This window comes from Nitrospira sp. MA-1 (assembly GCA_032139905.1).
Taxonomy (GTDB): Bacteria; Nitrospirota; Nitrospiria; order Nitrospirales; family UBA8639; genus Nitrospira_E.
In genome coordinates, this window is sequence record JAQJDB010000007.1 from 1,484,000 (window position 1) to 1,500,306 (window position 16,307).

16 protein-coding genes are annotated in these 16,307 nt (G+C 51.2%); 11 read left to right on the forward strand and 5 right to left on the reverse strand.

Annotation, left to right across the window (positions count from 1 at the left end; translation table 11 throughout):
• Nucleotides 1-151: 151 nt before the first annotated feature.
• Entirely contained in the window at nucleotides 152-943 is a 792-nt protein-coding gene (locus tag PJI16_19495) for a hypothetical protein (protein MDT3779749.1), read from the reverse strand.
• A 375-nt stretch (nucleotides 944-1,318) separates the two neighbouring features.
• Here PJI16_19495 and PJI16_19500 point away from each other — a divergent pair, with 375 nt between their 5' ends.
• The 5 genes from PJI16_19500 to PJI16_19520 all read left to right on the forward strand — a co-directional run bounded on the left by PJI16_19500 (nucleotide 1,319) and on the right by PJI16_19520 (nucleotide 5,510).
• Nucleotides 1,319-1,987: an SOS response-associated peptidase gene (locus PJI16_19500; protein MDT3779750.1), complete on the forward strand. Its 669-nt coding sequence runs from the start codon at nucleotides 1,319-1,321 to the stop codon at nucleotides 1,985-1,987.
• 400 nt (nucleotides 1,988-2,387) lie between these two features.
• Nucleotides 2,388-2,873 (forward strand): hypothetical protein, encoded by a 486-nt coding sequence (locus PJI16_19505; GenBank protein MDT3779751.1) that lies wholly within the window; start codon nucleotides 2,388-2,390, stop codon nucleotides 2,871-2,873.
• A gap of 117 nt (nucleotides 2,874-2,990) precedes the next feature.
• Complete coding sequence (locus PJI16_19510) at nucleotides 2,991-3,302, forward strand: BON domain-containing protein (protein MDT3779752.1); 312 nt, start codon at nucleotides 2,991-2,993, stop codon at nucleotides 3,300-3,302.
• Between the two features lie 101 nt (nucleotides 3,303-3,403).
• Nucleotides 3,404-3,673 (forward strand): BON domain-containing protein, encoded by a 270-nt coding sequence (locus PJI16_19515; protein MDT3779753.1) that lies wholly within the window; start codon nucleotides 3,404-3,406, stop codon nucleotides 3,671-3,673.
• 1,258 nt (nucleotides 3,674-4,931) lie between these two features.
• Nucleotides 4,932-5,510: a hypothetical protein gene (locus tag PJI16_19520; protein ID MDT3779754.1), complete on the forward strand. Its 579-nt coding sequence runs from the start codon at nucleotides 4,932-4,934 to the stop codon at nucleotides 5,508-5,510.
• 200 nt (nucleotides 5,511-5,710) lie between these two features.
• Here the strand turns inward: PJI16_19520 and PJI16_19525 are convergent, their stop codons facing one another.
• From PJI16_19525 to lexA, 3 genes are all read right to left on the reverse strand, one after another.
• Complete coding sequence (locus tag PJI16_19525) at nucleotides 5,711-8,869, reverse strand: DNA polymerase III subunit alpha (GenBank protein ID MDT3779755.1); 3,159 nt, start codon at nucleotides 8,867-8,869, stop codon at nucleotides 5,711-5,713.
• Nucleotides 8,870-9,147: 278 nt separating this feature from the next.
• A complete protein-coding gene (locus PJI16_19530) occupies nucleotides 9,148-10,350 on the reverse strand; it encodes a hypothetical protein (GenBank protein ID MDT3779756.1) in 1,203 nt (400 codons plus the stop codon).
• 10 nt (nucleotides 10,351-10,360) lie between these two features.
• Complete coding sequence (gene lexA, locus PJI16_19535; protein MDT3779757.1) at nucleotides 10,361-10,903, reverse strand: transcriptional repressor LexA; 543 nt, start codon at nucleotides 10,901-10,903, stop codon at nucleotides 10,361-10,363.
• Nucleotides 10,904-11,282: 379 nt separating this feature from the next.
• Here lexA and PJI16_19540 point away from each other — a divergent pair, with 379 nt between their 5' ends.
• Nucleotides 11,283-12,026, forward strand: a complete 744-nt coding sequence (locus PJI16_19540; protein ID MDT3779758.1) for a TerC family protein — start codon at nucleotides 11,283-11,285, stop codon at nucleotides 12,024-12,026.
• A gap of 118 nt (nucleotides 12,027-12,144) precedes the next feature.
• Here the strand turns inward: PJI16_19540 and PJI16_19545 are convergent, their stop codons facing one another.
• On the reverse strand, nucleotides 12,145-12,711 hold the full coding sequence (locus PJI16_19545) for a MarR family transcriptional regulator (protein ID MDT3779759.1): 567 nt from the start codon (nucleotides 12,709-12,711) through the stop codon (nucleotides 12,145-12,147).
• Nucleotides 12,712-12,820: 109 nt separating this feature from the next.
• Here PJI16_19545 and PJI16_19550 point away from each other — a divergent pair, with 109 nt between their 5' ends.
• From PJI16_19550 to PJI16_19570, 5 genes are all read left to right on the forward strand, one after another.
• Nucleotides 12,821-13,063, forward strand: a complete 243-nt coding sequence (locus PJI16_19550; GenBank protein ID MDT3779760.1) for a thioredoxin family protein — start codon at nucleotides 12,821-12,823, stop codon at nucleotides 13,061-13,063.
• An 88-nt stretch (nucleotides 13,064-13,151) separates the two neighbouring features.
• The gene (locus PJI16_19555; protein ID MDT3779761.1) at nucleotides 13,152-13,610 is read left to right on the forward strand and encodes a group 1 truncated hemoglobin; all 459 of its coding nucleotides are present in this window, start codon (nucleotides 13,152-13,154) and stop codon (nucleotides 13,608-13,610) included.
• A 169-nt stretch (nucleotides 13,611-13,779) separates the two neighbouring features.
• A complete protein-coding gene (locus tag PJI16_19560; protein MDT3779762.1) occupies nucleotides 13,780-14,652 on the forward strand; it encodes an MOSC N-terminal beta barrel domain-containing protein in 873 nt (290 codons plus the stop codon).
• A gap of 70 nt (nucleotides 14,653-14,722) precedes the next feature.
• Complete coding sequence (locus PJI16_19565) at nucleotides 14,723-15,661, forward strand: RluA family pseudouridine synthase (GenBank protein ID MDT3779763.1); 939 nt, start codon at nucleotides 14,723-14,725, stop codon at nucleotides 15,659-15,661.
• Nucleotides 15,662-15,833: 172 nt separating this feature from the next.
• Nucleotides 15,834-16,229, forward strand: a complete 396-nt coding sequence (locus tag PJI16_19570; protein ID MDT3779764.1) for a hypothetical protein — start codon at nucleotides 15,834-15,836, stop codon at nucleotides 16,227-16,229.
• Nucleotides 16,230-16,307 lie beyond the last annotated feature (78 nt).

The following is a 16,307-nucleotide window of genomic DNA, read 5'->3' on the forward strand; positions in this document are numbered from 1 at the left end:
GAAAATAAATAGGGATTGGGTTCCACGTTTCACATCAAATACACTCGAAAGTTAGTGAAGGCTACATGTAAATGGGGACTGGTTGCTTTGAGGCCAACGTAACCCGAAAAAGATCCGATCCTGCCATCTTACATCACCCGACTGTGTCTACTTAACCGGGCGACTGACCGTTGCCGCAGCCCTGCCCTTTGGCTCGGATCTGAAGGAAGTCTTGATGTACGGGAATGCGATAGCCTCCACCGGGAATGGCAAAGTGGGCCTCAATATAGGCTTCGACGTCTTTTCGGCTGGGAGCATGCTCGATTTCGAGCAGATTGAGCATGAATTCGGCGACGGCATAGGTGGTGGAGAGGTCGGGGGTGTCGACATGTGCCGGATCGAGGGTAGTCATGACCTCGTACTGGTTGCCGTGGTTGGCCCGGAATTGTTCGGCGGTCCGGCGGAGTTCAAACCTGTGGGAGAAGAAATGATGAAACATGTTCATGCAGCCGCTCTCGCGATTCTGGAGGACGATGATGGTGACGCCCGTCGGGGACATCCAGGATACGAGGCGTTCGAGGTGCGCGAGCCATTCATCGGCACGGATGTAATAAAATGTATGGGAGGAGAGCACCAAATCGCCAGGGGTGGATGGCTGGGCGGACAGTATTGGCAGACTTATCGCTTCTGCAGTGGGAATGGCCTGTTGTAGTTGATTCAGCAGAAAGGCGTTTGGTTCGATGGCAATGGTGCGGTCGAAGGCGTCGGTGAAGGCGCGGGTGAGTTCGCCGTTCCCGGCCCCGGCATCGACGAACACCTGTCGCCCCGGCAGATTGTTTATGACTTGCTGCAGCCAACGCTTTGCGTTCCGTTTTTGGTCGGTATGATTTAAGAAAATTTGAAAGGCCTGCTTGTAGGCCTCCCCCTGGGAATCAAAGATGCGAATGTGTTCCTGGTCGGTCATCGTTGGGGCCTCCGGTGATCTTTCGCAATGAAGAGGTATTTCCTGCAGTTTCCTGGAAAACGAAAACATGGTCCTGTATTTTTTGGTTCCACATCCGTGAATAACAGATAGTTTGTGACCTGGAAAAATTACGCTCAAAAAAATCTCAACAACCGCGATGAAAAGAATGATATCAGGAACCAGGGAATTTAACATCCATGATTGGTTAAAGAAAAAACGAGGTTCAGTCATCCCACATACATATGGTCGAGTTGAATAACCGTGAAACAGACCCTCGACTCTTTTTCGTTAATGGCGGCCTTTATGAATATTCTTCCATTTATTCCCATTTTTTTGTAGGGTTGGGTTCAACCGGAAACTTCATAGGACCCAATTATGTGCGGTCGCTTCACACGCAAAGAGAATTTTCAGCATTTGGCGAAACAATTGGGGCTACAGGGCCTCCCACCAATGGGTCCTCGCTATAATATCGCTCCCTCGCAGTTCATAGCCTGTGTACGCACCAATTTTGAGACTCGACAACGAGAATGTACGGAATTGAAATGGGGACTAGTGCCCTCCTGGGCCAAGGATCCCGGCATCGGAAATAAGTTGATTAATGCCCGTGGAGAGACTGTGGCGGAGAAGCCAGCCTTCCGCAAAGCGTTCAAACACCAACGCTGCCTGGTCTTGGCCGACGGCTTTTATGAATGGAAACGGGAAGGGAAAACAAAGCAACCTTTTTACGTTCGCTTCAAAGATCATCGGCTCTTTGCGTTCGCAGGCTTGTGGGAACGGTGGAAGCAAAACGAGACGGATACTTTGGAAACCTGCACACTTATTACGACTACTCCCAATGCGGTTATGGAACCTATCCATCATCGTATGCCGGTTATATTATCTTCCAGGGACTTTGCTGACTGGCTTGATCCAACTGTGCAAGCTGTTGAGCGAGTCAATACGTTGCTCAGACCATTTCCTCCCGAAGAGATGGAAGCCTACCCCGTCAGTCAACTCGTGAATAATCCCAGAAATGATCGCCCCGAGTGTATAAACCCCATTTAGTCGCCCCACTGGTCAAATCCCCCTCTTTCTCATTCAGATGAAAGAGAGGAAATGACCAATCTTATTCTTGAAGGAAGTCTTTTTTTGTTTGCCCCCATGTGGAATGAACCCACTATCGCCAATCTGCATCCACTGTCTATCCAAACCATTTAGCTCCGTTTTGAAAAAACCGTCGGGTCATGGTGATGACACGTCACGATTCCCTGCCTCTTACGAATCCCTCCCATTTCGTGTAGACGGGCATTATACGATGCCGTTCCATTTTTAGGATCTTTTTTAAAGACCGGGAAAGCAAGGGTTTCTGTCAGTTGGTCTGAACATTCCCCCGTGGTACTCATAGGGTATACACAGTGTCACCCCCCGATCGGAATTAACCACAAATGTCAAGGATGGAGGTTTTATGAAAATGCATACGTCGAAGTCAGTTTGGTCGCTCACCATGTTTCTGGTGCTTTCATTGGGTATGTGGGGGACGTCTACCTCTGCTCAAGAATCTGAATCGAAAGAGTCGGCAGCATTTTCGGACGTGGGGCCTTCCCTGCAGGAACTAGGGGAAGCCCAACGGGACATTGATCGGTATGAAGAAGCACAGGACAATTTCAATGAAAATGTTGATCAATTTATGAATGACCGGATGCGGTACAACGAAGCCAGGGCAAAATTTGATCGATCGCGATCCATATATGAACAGGAAGAGCATCGGTTCAATAAAACCTATGAAAAATTCAGCCGAGACCGCGATCGGTATTTAGAGGCACGGGACAAATTTGTGGGTGCCCGAGAAAGATTTCAAGATGCCCGAAGTAATTTCTTTGGTAGTTCGATTAACGCATCCAGCCGGTCTAATGACGGACGCATGAAGGATAACCCGGTCGATAAGCGGTAACCTGTTTATCGAGGAACAGGGAAGGAACGAAGGAGTACTGATCTTACAAACTTTCAGCGAGACATTCTGATGAATTGTTTCATTCACGAATGAATTTAAAATAAGGAGTAAAGGTTTATGAAATATTCAATCAAGATGAAAATGGTTGCTTGTCTTTTCTTTGTATTTTTGGCGGTGGGATGCGCGGGTGGTCCTCAAAAGGAAAGTTTCGGGGAACATATTGACGACAGTGTCATCACGACCAAAGTCAAAACCGCTCTTCTCAGTGATCCCGAAGTGTCTGGCACGGATATCAATGTGACGACCTTCAAAGGTCGGGTACAATTAAACGGTCTTGTGAATGACGCTCAGCAAATTGATCAGGCTGTACAATTGGCACGGCGGGTCGGTGGGGTCCAGGCAGTCGAAAACAATCTGTCCATCAAGTAAATGAACCATGTCACGATGAGTTCAACTTGAATATCAAAGGTTTTTACTACGAGGAACCGTAGAAAATGCAAAATGGCCTGGTTATCGGCGGGATCACTTTCATGATGATGATGTCCATGGGATGTGCAAGCAGTCCTCTTCATGAAAGTACGGGAGAATACCTTGATGATAGCGTCATTACCACGAAAGTGAAGACCGCTCTTCTCCGATGTCCCCTGGTGTCGGGTACCGATGTTCATGTCGAAACATTTAAAAATCGTGTTCAACTCAGCGGGTTCGTGGATGAAATGAGGCAAATTGACCATGCGATCCTCTTATCGAGAGAGGTGGAGGGAGTGGGCCTGATTGAAAATCGAATGAGTGTTAAATGAAGAATACCTTTTCGGTTGAAATGGATTAAAAATATGCAGTGAGTGAAGGTGGCTCAGGAAGTAAAGGGGACCTTTGGTATTGTTCCTCTTATGGGAGTTTCCTTGGTCCTACATGAGAAGAAAAAATTGCTCGATGGACCTTGTTCATCTTTGCGTGCCCTTCGTTTTAAATCAAGGGATGGGGGCCTTCCCCCATCCTTAGGCAACAAATTTTAAACGCCTATTGCCAAATCCAGTGATATGCCGACAGGCTTTCCGGCGTGGCCCTGAATTCCAGATAGAACGTAGCAAACATAAAAAACAATACCCCAAAAACAATTAAAATTATACGTTCCGTGAAAGATGGGGGTTGTTTCCTCCATGAACGGACTAAATGTGTTTGAGATTCATTCCTTCGTTCAAGGAGGATTTTCCCGCGATCCTCCCGAAAAAAATAGTCCTCATACATAACTGTTTCCTCCATCAAAGAATTTGGAATTTCAGGCGATGCCTATAATTCAAAAATACGCGTGGTTGCCATACTGGGTGGTGTGATGACAGATCTCATCTTTTCTTTAAGGCATCTTAACGAAGAAACCCCGTCAGCTTGGTGCCGGGCTCTTCATTATGAATAGCATTTTCCAGGCCCAAAGAACCCACCATAAGGTATTAGCACAACATTCTAATATTTCATTGGTGGAATGACACGTTTTGAGAATTTCAAAAGAACCCGGAAATCATTCTCTAAGGGTCCACGCACTCAAATCCATTCATTATTGACCAGGATAAAATGGCAGACCATGCTGTTTAACTTAAAAAGTTGTTGCACCTGTGAACAAGTCCGAACCTCTTCCGGAAAATATTGTAATCATAAAAATTTATAAAGGGGCAGGGATGAGTTCCTCTGTTCCTTATAACGCGACCAAGAAATGTTTCTGGTCACGGACCAATCGTAAAAATATCACGGTGAGAAGGGGTTTCTGAGAGGCGGATCGAGCACTTATTGGATCAAAATCGCACAGTGTGCTCACTGCAAAATCAATCATCTCTTGAAATCAGGGTAGTGGGAATGAAGAATTTGGAAGGGGGAGAGTCGTGGCACCAGATGGTTGTCGGGGATGTCATGGAAGAAATGCCCTATTCTGAAGACGTGAAACGAGAATCAGTTGCTAGCATCCTGATTGTTTTCAGGTCTGAATGGAAAAAATACCGATTCAAAATCTTCGGAAATGTTTAATTTATTTTTGAGGCACCAGCTTTGATATGGTAGAATCAGGCCATGCGTCACTGGATTCTTAGTGGAGTATTGATTGCGAGTGGTCTTTTCTCAGGCCTTGAGGCGTGGGGATTGGAATTTACTGCAGATCAGATCGTGAAGGTTGGGCGGAAGACCCAAAAGGCCAACCTGTACTATCGGGATGACCGGTGGCGGTTAGAGCACCAGTCGATGGGTCCGGTCAACGTCACCATTGTGCGTAAAGACAAACAGGTGATGTGGCTGCTCCTCTCGCGAGTGAGGCACTTCAAGACCCTCCCCTATGATCCTGCACAGGAACCGAAATTGAGCGAGCATCTGGAGGGGGAAGTCTCGCGGGAAGAGATTGGAAGGGAGACGCGCGAAGACCACCCGACGATCTTATACGAGGTGACAGTGAAGGAGGGCGATCAGACCGATGTCTACTACCAATGGTTCGCCACCGACATTCAGTTCCCGATGCAGTTGACCAGGAAGGACGGGAGCTGGAGCGTGGAGTACCGACATGTGAGGTTGCGGCCGGTGACCGACTATTTATTTCAACTCCCACTGAATTTTCAGCCGCTGGAAGAGTTCGACCCGCCAAAGAAAGAAGAATCCTAACCGCATTCAATGTCCTCACCTATTCGTTCAAAGGCGAGGTAGCCTGCGCCGGCTGTAATATCTCCTGATCACTAATTTCTCTGTCCGGACACAAACCCTCCCTCGTTGGCGAAGGGTGATAATCTGTTGTGGCTTTTCCTGAGCCCGTAACGTTCGGTCCATGTTTGAATGCTGGAATGTATGTTTAGACAGATGAGGTGTTAACCGATCACTTGCATATGCTGCACGGTCAGTGTTGTCGCGGTAAAGTCTTCCTCCACCAAGCCCTCCAGAAGAAGTGGCCGTTCGTTTGTCAGTAGCGGTCCGTATCGTTGAAATATTTTCGGGAACAGCGTGGCGTCATAGAGCCCCGTGGTATCTTCGAGCGTGATAAATTCCATCGATTCGCCGTGTTTGGTCGATGCGGCTTTTTCCGTGATCAGCCAGCCAACCATCTTTACCCGACGGCCGATATGCATGGCCATCTCAGTCGCGCGGGTGATCTGCAGGTCTTGTAAGTGTTTCGCGTAGAGCGTTAATGGATGGCAACGGAGCGGAAAGCCGAAGAGCTCAATCTCATGCTGGATCAGCCGATCTGTGGCATATTCGTGGGGAATCGGGAGCAGACGGGCCGCAGGCAACAGTGGGGTGGCGTGTGGTGTCACTGCTCTGAGCGAGGAGATCCCGCCGGTTGGATGATCGGCGTAGACGCGCCAGAGGAGGCCGGGGCGAGTCACCTCACCGGCAATGGCATCGAAGCAACCTGCCAGAATCAATAGACGCGTTTGTGCCGGCTCGGGGTCGAGCCTACACAGAAAATCATGCAACGACTGAAACGTGCCGTGGCGATGGCGTTCTTCGAGAAGCCGATCAATGAATCCTCGTGCGATGTCTTTGATTTGCATCAAGCCCATGCGAATGGTCGTTCCCGCTCCCTCATATGCCCATGTGCTGGCATTGACGTCCGGGGAGAGAACGGTCAGCCCCATCCGGCGGGCTTCTGATACATAGGCGAAGGTGGAATAAAATCCACCCTGATTGCTGATGACGGCAGCCATGAATTCAGCAGGGTAATGGGCACGGAGATAGGCTGACTTACATGACACCTGCGCATAGCTGGCTGAATGAGGCTTGCAAAAGCTATAGCCCGCAAAACTCATCGTCATGGCCCACACCTGCTCAATGGTCCGGACATCCACCCCGCGCGCGCGCGCGCCGTCGATAAACTGCCGTTGATAATCACGAAGCCGTCGTTCTTTATGCTTTTTGCTGAGGATTTTCCGGAGTTGATCGCCATCTTCTACGGAAAACCCCGCCAGGCCCATGGCCACTTTGGTGACGTCTTCCTGATACACCATGATGCCGTGGGTTTCCACGAGCACGTCTTCCACTAACGAATGCAAGGGGCGATAAGCACCGCCATGCGCCCGCCGGACAAATTCTTGAATGAACCGGTTCGCGGCTGGACGAATCAATGATGAGACGATGATCAGATACTCAAAGACGTCGGCGCGCGCGCGCTGATCGGCGGGCATGCCTGTCCAGAGTTTTCTCAGAAGCAGGCGGGTGGCGGGTGATTCAATATAAAAACACCCGATCGTTTCGCCTCGTTGAATGAACTGTTGCGTCCGGTGATCGGTTAACGGGTCCCAGGTGGCATAGTCGATGTGTCGACCGGTATGTTCCGCAATTGCAGCAAGAGCATCCCGAATGACGGCTAAAGACCGATTGCCCAGGAGATCGATTTTGACCAGGCCGGCATCCTCCGTTTGATCCTTTTCCCATTGAATGACCGGAATACCCTTTGCCGCCACTTCCACCGGCACATAGCGGCGGATGTCGTCAGGGACAATCACGATACCCCCGCAATGCAGCGACAGGTGACGGAAGCGTCCCTGAAGTTGAAGAGCGAGTCTGACAATTTCCGGCCATGGCTCGCGCAAATCGGTGAACGCCGAGACTCCATCAAGGGGTGAATGTGGTCTTTTGCCATTAGGTGGCGTTGAAGACGTTGTGGATGGGGAAGCGCGAGGTTTTCCATTTTCTCGACTGGTAGGAGGACGGGGAGGCTGCCGGGTTCCAGATTGGGGGCAAGGGGATGCGGAGGACTGTTGAGCCGGCAAATCGGTGAGCGGGAGGCGGGTCAGCAGTCGACTCATCTGCTGAATTTCCGCCGGAGGCATGCCATAGACTTTAGCGACTTCCCGCACGGCCGCCCGGAGCGCGAGCGTATTTTGATTGGCCACCATGCCGGCCTGCTGGCTGCCATAGCGCGCGAAGACAAAATCTATAATGCGGTCCCGCTCATCCCAGGGAAAATCCACGTCGATATCCGGTGGATCGTGACGCCCGGGATTCAAAAATCGTTCAAAAAACAGATTGTGACGGATGGGATCCACATGGGTAATGCCCAGGCAATAGGACACGATGGATGCCGCAGCCGATCCTCTGCCGCAGGTGCGAGGCGCCTGGCGGACAATCTCGTCGACTACCAGAAAATAATGGGCGTAGCCTTTATCCCGGATGACGCTCAACTCGCGTTCGATTCGATCGATCACGACCGGTGTCAGTGAACCGTACCGCCATCGGGCTCCGTTGTAGGTCTTCTCGCGTAGCAGAGTGAAGGCATGTGGGTCGGAGAGTTGGCGAAAATTCGGAAAAATCGTCTCTTTGAACGACCACTCGGTCTGGCACTGTTGCGCGATTTTCGAGGTGTTGGCCATCGCGTGAGGCACATGGGGAAACTGGGGAGCCAGTATCGCAGGCGGCACCAACCAATGGTTGGGTGCACAGCAGGCGTCCGGCGGTAATTGAGAGAGAGTCGTGTTCAAGGCGATCGCGCGAAGGATTTGATGGAGAGGGAACTCCTGCGGGGTCACGAAATGCACCCGGTTGGTCGCGACGGGAGGAATGTGTGTGCGGCGGCTAAAGGCCAGGGCCTGGTGCATGAGTGCGCCAGGCGAGAGCTCTACGTATAGATCTTTAGGTGAGTGACGTTTCCAAGCGGTCAGTGCGGGAAGGTCATCAGAGAGAATGATCAGTCCTTTTCGGTGTTCCTGAACTGAGGCGATGCCGTCAAAGTCAGCATCGCAATGGCGTTGGGAGAGCAGGCGGCAGAGGTTGGTATAGCCAAAAGAATCTTTAACCAGGAGCACGGCGCGGTGCCGGTTGTGGGTCAGTTCGGCTCCCAGGATCGGGTGTAAGCCATGGGCCTGGGCGACTTCGATAAAGCGAATGGCGCCGTACAGTCCGTTCGTATCGGTCAGGGCGAGTGCCTCGGCTCCCTGTCCACTTGCCGTCTGGCACAAGGCTTCCAACGTGGACACTCCTTGCATTGGGGAGTACTCAGAATGAACGTGTAAATGGACAAAGGCTGACATGAGAAGTAGGGCTTCGACGATTAATTGCGCGCCTTTTTAATTAAAGCATCACTTTACTTTATGTGTATGTTGATAACTTGTTGATGAAAGTAAGGCTTTATTTTTTCTATCTGTGGGTAACTTTATAATTAATGCCATTGTTTATATTTTAGTGTTTAAAAATGTGAAAAGCCTATTATCCATTGGTTATTTTTCATGTTAAGCAATGCCATAAAAAAGGCGATGCTCTCGCCAGATAGGCGAGAGCATCGCTAGGGAATTCCTCAAGATTCGGATATTTAATCTAAACGAGAGGCCATGTGTGAGCGTCCCCATTGTATGACTTTCATGCCGAACCGGGTATGCAAACGATCAAGGGCTAATGCCAAGCGATGGGGACGGGGTGGTTCCTGAGGTTCTTCCTGGTCCTGTGATGGAAAGAGCGACAGTTGTTCGGGCGGGGGACGAAAGCTATTGCTTCGAATGGTCAGTGAGCGAACACGCACGCGTCGTTGGAAGCAACGACGGAATAAGGTCTGAGCTGATGGAAACATATCAACCTCCCAATGTGTGGGTGTGGATAAGATAGATGAGCGGTGAACCCTGAGCTGATCACTAGAGAGTAGTGTCAGTCTGAGGCGATGACACAGGCGCTGTTGCCGACGTAGATCATGGCAGAGAGCATCCAGAAGACATGACAGGCCTCCAAGGAGCCGGTCCTGGTCAATCGTATCCGGCTCAAAGCGATAGGAATGGGTCAACGATAGCGAGGTCTCAGGAGCCACGACCGGCAAGAAATCAATCCCGCGTGCCCACTGGTAGAGCCGATGGCCCCATCGACCGCAGACGGCTTCCAAGGCTTCCAAGCTCACGTCGCCCACATCGCCGATGGTCTGCAGATTCAAATCGGCCAAACGTGTCTGGAGTGCAGTCCCTCCAGGGCCTCGTAGGCCGGGAAGGATTGAGACCGGTAAAGGCGATAAAAAGTCCTGTTCGGAGCCTGCCCGGACATCACAGAGTTGAGGCGGCGTGAGGATGGAACTGGCCATTTGCGCGACAAGTTTGTTGGTTCCGATACCGGCGACGGCTTGGAGCCCAAGCCGTGATGTGACATCGCGCTCTAAGCGCATCGTGGTGTCACGGGTTGGGCCAAAGAGTCGAGTGGTCCCGGTCAAATCCAAATAAAAATGTCCCGGCCTGAACGACTCCCAAACGGGTGCGATCGGTGTCATGAACGACACGAGGGCATGATGGGCTTGGGCAACACGGGTAGGGTTGGGAGGCACGAGTCGAAGTGAGGGACAGCGTCGTCTGGCCCGGTCGGCCGGAAGTCCCGGTATCACTCCCGCGTCTTCGGCTTCGGGGGAAACTTCACGGATGATGGCGCGGGACGCATGCGCGGAAGCCACGGCGACAGGTCTGGTGCGTAAAGAGGGGGTATCGAGGCGCGCCAGGGCCACTTCGAATCGAGGAATACATAAACAGACAATCTGACGATCCATTATTTTTCATCTAGCCACAATGCCGAATGACCCCGATCACCACTCCTTCAATCGCAAATTCATCCTGCGGGGTCACCAGAATGGGAGCCATGGTCACGTTTGCCGGATGCAGTTCTATCTGCCCTTCTTTATTGTAATATTTCTTAATCGTCGCCTCCTGATTCACCAGCGCGACCACAGTTTGTCCATTTCGCGCCATTTTTTGCTTGTGTACAATCACCAGGTCGCCGGGGAGAATGCCTTCATCCCGCATCGATTCACCTTTCACGCGTAACGCGAAATTATCTCCCGTTCGCAGCATGGAGGGTGGAACCTCCACCAGTTCGGTTTGGGGTATGGGTTCAATCGGGTTGCCGGCAGCGACGATACCGGCCATGGGAATTTGTGTCGGAGAGTCCAGGTGGGAGAGGATGGCTTCGACCACTCCAGGAATCCGGCGCATCCCGCACTCATAGCGGGTAATGGTCATGCGGGTGGTGCGGAGGCGTTCAGCGAGTTGGTTTTGGGTTAAACCGAGGCGTTGCCGAATGTGTTTGAAGGTTTCAGGTGTCATGTAACCAATGGTTACATAGCGAGATGAGAAGTGTCAATGATGGTGGTCGGCCAGAGATACACTCAAATTGCGCCAAGTGTGAATCTCGTAACTAGTTAATTTATATATTAATATTTTCAAATATCTCTCATGCTGAATGTGGGGCTCTATCGGGTCATCTATGGACGGCTTTCGAGAATGTCACGCTTAGGACAGCTCATCGTGAGAAGACCCGTCAGCAATGTTTCCTGTTTACGAACCAAGAAGTGATCAAGATCTACCCTATGAAAAAAGCCCGCATGTTCATACCTGCGGATCCTGTACGGTCGTGTAACGTCGTGCAGGAATACGGCTATGGCTCAACACATTCGATGGTCACAAGAAAAAAGAGGAGAATCTGATGTTTGAATGGCTGACAAGTCCTGAAGCATGGATCGCATTAGGCACGTTAACCGCGTTAGAAATTGTCCTGGGGATCGATAATATTATCTTTATCTCCATCCTTGTCGGACGTCTTCCCGAGAGTCAGCGGACGTTTGCCAGAAGAGCAGGGCTTGGCCTTGCCATGGTGGCGCGCCTGGGATTGCTGTTTTCAATTTCCTGGGTCATGGGACTCACCGAACCGTTAGTGACCGTGTTCACCCAGGCGATTTCAGGGCGCGATATTATTCTGGTCGGCGGTGGGCTGTTTCTCATGGCAAAAGCTACGCATGAAATCCATAACAGTCTGGAAGGGCTAGAAGAAGAGAGCGGGCACGTAACTGTAGCGGCCAGCTTGGGAATGGTTCTCGTCCAGATTGCGGTTTTGGATATTGTGTTTTCACTGGATTCAGTCATTACGGCGGTCGGTCTGGTTGATCAGATTTCTCTTATGGCGATCGCCATTATCCTGGCCGTGCTCGTGATGCTGATGGCTGCAAAAGCGATTGGCGATTTTGTCGATGAGCATCCGACCATCAAAGTTCTTGCCCTCTCATTTCTCATTCTGGTGGGTGTGACCCTGATGGTGGAGGGGTTCGAGGTGCATGTCCCGAAGGGCTATATTTATTTTGCGATGGCGTTTTCCGTTACCGTGGAAATGCTCAATATTCGCATGCGGAAAAAACGGGCCCCGGTCAAACTGTTCAAGACGATTTCCGAATAGCCGGAAACAAGCGGATGCCGCAGGAAGCATTTAAAGTCTGCACACAAGAGGGGAGAGGATGTGTTTTGGCCCACCGTCTGTATGGGGAGAGGTCCCAGGTGATGTGGGGCAAGATGTGCTAATGCGGATATTGGTGCTCGCGGCAGATCAATTGAACGTCTTGCATGCTTAATGGTTCTCGTGTCAAACCGCAGACATACCCGTTCTTCCCATGATCTTCATTGAAACGACAGGTGTGGCAGGCACCAAAGGCTTTTCGTCCATTGGCCTGCTGCATCCCTCGCAGGATTGAGCGCAAAGCAGAAGTCAGTTCAGCGATTTTCATGGGGTCCGTCATCGCCAGTGCCGGTTCCAGGTTTCTGGCGAGAAGGGCCTTTTTGCTGAGATTGCTCCCTTTGGTAGTCGGCGCAAGGCGTACGATCCGTTTGTCCTCATTATCCGCCTGCTTCCGCAGGAATCCCTTCTGCTCTAAAACCTTGAGCGATTGTGAGACAGTTCCCTTCGTGAGCCCCAGATACTCCGCTACGGCTTGCGGCGTATTTGAATAGCGGTTGCATTGCGTCAGATATGTGAGGGCTTCCATCTGCACTGGCTGTAATCCGTAACGCAGACCAAACGCCCGTGCCTCCATCCGTTGCAGGTTGCACAATCGCTCTAAGACCTCATTGGCTTCTTGGGTGCTCATAGGCCAATTGTATCGCCTCGATACAGATTTGACAAATGAAAATATCGCTGCTAAATTCCATATAGTTTCGACTCAATACTAATTACTTTTTTTCAAAAGGAGGCAGGTTATGAAGAAAGCCGTGTTTTATCATGCAGGGTGCCCGGTCTGTGTGTCTGCAGAGACGATGGTGACTCAGGCCATTGATCGTCAGCAATACGATTTGGAAATCGTGCACTTTGCGCAAAAACCCGATCGGGTGGGTGAGGCCGAAACGGCAGGGGTGAAGTCTGTTCCGGCGCTGGTGTTAGAGGGGCAGGTGTTTCATGTGAATTTTGGTGCGTCCATGGGTGATGTGAAAGCCAGTCTTTAAGCCGAATGATTTAATTTTACAGAAGTGAGACGGATTGCGATAAATCGTCTGAACCGGATCTCAATTAGCAACGAAAGGAGAAAATAGTATGCGTGTGTGTGTGAAGGGCCTGTATCTCGGGTTAGCTGTGGGGCTGTTCCTGAGTGGGGTTGCCTGTTCAACGGTTGAACCCCCGTCCGGAAAAGTGACGCCATCGTTGTACGACCGGTTAGGAGGAAAGCCGGCGATCACAGCCGTTATCGATGAATTTGTCGGCAATGTTGCCGACGATCAGCGCATCAACGGTCGCTTTGCCACTACCGATATCCCGAAACTGAAGGGACATCTGGTGGATCAAGTCTGTGGAGCGACTGGTGGACCCTGCACCTATACGGGCAGGGATATGAAGACGACGCATGCGGGAATGCGCATCAGCAATGCCGACTTTACGGCGATGGTGGAGGACCTGGTTGCTGCCCTCGATACATTCAAGGTTCCGCAAGCGGAACAGAAGGAGCTGCTCGGGTTGCTCGGATCCATGAAGTCGGATATTGTCGAAATTCCATAACTCTACCTGGGGTAATGAGTTCTGTGATATTCTTGGGGGGATGTGTCTCATCCTCCCAAGTATCCTGGCTTATCCTTATACATTAGGAGCTTTGCTTCAGAGTCAGCGATATCTGTGAATGGCTGTGTCATTGCGCCGGGAGGTTACTATTCAACAAGGAGAATTCAACGTGAGGAATGTTTCGCAAACCGAAATAGGAGTCGTTCAGTCGTTGTGGCGCTATCCAGTCAAGTCGATGAGGGGAGAGGCCTTATCCCTTGCTCAGGTCACCGCCCACGGACTTCAAGGAGATCGGGTCTACGCCATTCTTGATGGGGCCGATGGCAAAGTGGCCACCGCCAAAAATCCCAAAAAATGGCCGAATCTTTTTGCCTTTCAGTCGAGCCTCATGGAGGGAGTCAGTGACAATGAATTGGTGCCTCGCGTCCGCATCACTTTGCCAGATGGCACGATTGTCACCAGCGAGCAAAAGGATTTATCTCAGGCCCTCTCTCAAGCCCTGAACCGTGAGGTCTCACTGGCAGTCATCGAAGAGGGCCGGGTGACCGGAGTTCAATCAGCCATGGCTGGAACCTGGATACCCCAGTCGGAAGAATACTGGCCCGATATGGATGGCCGGGAGAAGCGGGACACGGTGACGGACTTCTCGCTTCCGGCCGGCACGTTTTTCGACGCTGCCATGGTGCATCTACTGACCACCTCCACGCTCAACCAGCTTCGTGGTGCGTATCCGGAAGGGCGGTTCGAGGAGCCGCGATTTCGTCCGAACCTGGTAGTGGAATCTGCAGGGGATGGGCAGGAAGGGTTTATCGAACAAGGCTGGATCGATCATACACTGGGTATTGGGGACGAGGTGCGCCTGAAGATCACCGGCTCCTGCGGTCGTTGCGTGATGACGACATTAGCGCAAGGAGACCTTCCGAAGGACACAGGGATTCTTCGTACCGCTGTCCAACACAATTCCGGCAATGTTGGAGTGTATGCCTCAGTCACGCAGGGCGGTATGATCCACTGCGGTGACCGCATACGACTGGTGGACTAATCGGTCTCTGCATGGTGCTCATAGCCATACGTCCGATCTTCCACTCGTTCACCAATTCTGATTGACTCCTATGATTACTGAATTTGTCGTGACGGCGGGTGAAGCCCGCAAACGCCTTGATCAATTTTTAGTCAATCGGGAGCGGGACATATCCCGTTCCCGATTGCAACGATTGATCGAGTTGGGACGGATCCGTGTCAATGACAGGATGGTCAAACCGAGTCACACCATTCAACCAGGCGATCACATTACGATGGATGTTCCCCAGCCTGGACCGCTCCTGGTCAATGGGAAAGCCATGCCATTGGAAATTCTTCACGAAGATGAAGCCCTTCTGGTGATGAACAAGCCTGCGGGAGTGGTGGTGCATCCCACGTCAGGCAACTGGGTGGGCACCGTGCTCAATGCGCTGTTGGCCCATTTTCCAAATCATGGTGATACAGAAATGTCCAATGGGAATCCGACGCTACCAGGACTGGTGCACCGACTGGATAAGGATACCTCCGGAGTGATGGTGGTCGCCAAGACCGATCATGCCCATCGTATGCTGGCGGCACAGTTTGAAGCACACTCGATCGATCGAACGTACGAGGCACTTGTCTGGGGGGCACCCCGGAATGAGCAGGGAGTGATCGAGTTGCCCATCGGTCGGGATCGGGGAGAACCGAAAAAGGTTTCATCCAAGACCGCACATCCACAACGGGCCATCACGGAATATCGGACTGTGAGAAAATTGGGTGACCTGGCTTCACAAGTGACGTTAGCACCCCGCACTGGGCGGACACATCAGCTTCGAGTTCATCTGACGTCTCTAGGGTGCCCGATTTTGGGGGATGAGACGTATGGCGGTCAGCATGTCTGCCGGGTCGCGGAAACCGACATTCCACGGGTGATGCTTCATGCACGCACACTGGGATTTCAGCATCCCGTATCCGGGATACTTCAGGAATATTCAGTGGACCTTCCATTGGATATGCAAGGGATTTGTCAGTCGTTACTCCGTAGATAGTGTACTTTGACCTCTGCTCCTCTCCTGGATTTTTAGTTAATCCCCATTAAGTTTTTTCTCATCTGACCGTTACAATCGGAGAGCCTCCTTTGCATGAGCTGCCATGGGTTGGGAAAGATTGGGCTTCTAAGAATATCTACAATCAATAGGCATCAAGAAAGAATGAATCAGAATGTGGCGTAAAATCCTCCTGCTGTTGGTGGCGGTGATTGTCGGGTATGTGTCCAATGTGTCCAGTCAAGCCGCCTGTCTTGAGAATGCCACGTTCTGGTACTCCCATGTGATGATGTCGAGTCAGCCGTTTTTTCTGAAATTGGAGCCGGGACAGGATCACGTCCGTCGAGCTTTGGATACTGTCGATGCCCCCTATACTGTGTGGCGTTCCGACTCCGATCAGGAAGCCTATCCACGAGTCGTCATTACGACCAGCTTCTGGTTTCCCTTCTTCGTTTCTGAACATTTTCATACTGAAGGGGATGCTTCAAGACGGGTCGTCTTTACCGCGCACTATTTGGGACTGTTTGGTTTTGCCTTATCGGTAGGGGATTCGGTTGAGATTGCAGCCTGAATCCTGTTTGGGCAAGCACCGTTATTTCCCATATTTTCGAACCTTAAAAAACAGGGGATCCCCAATACCTTTGAAAAA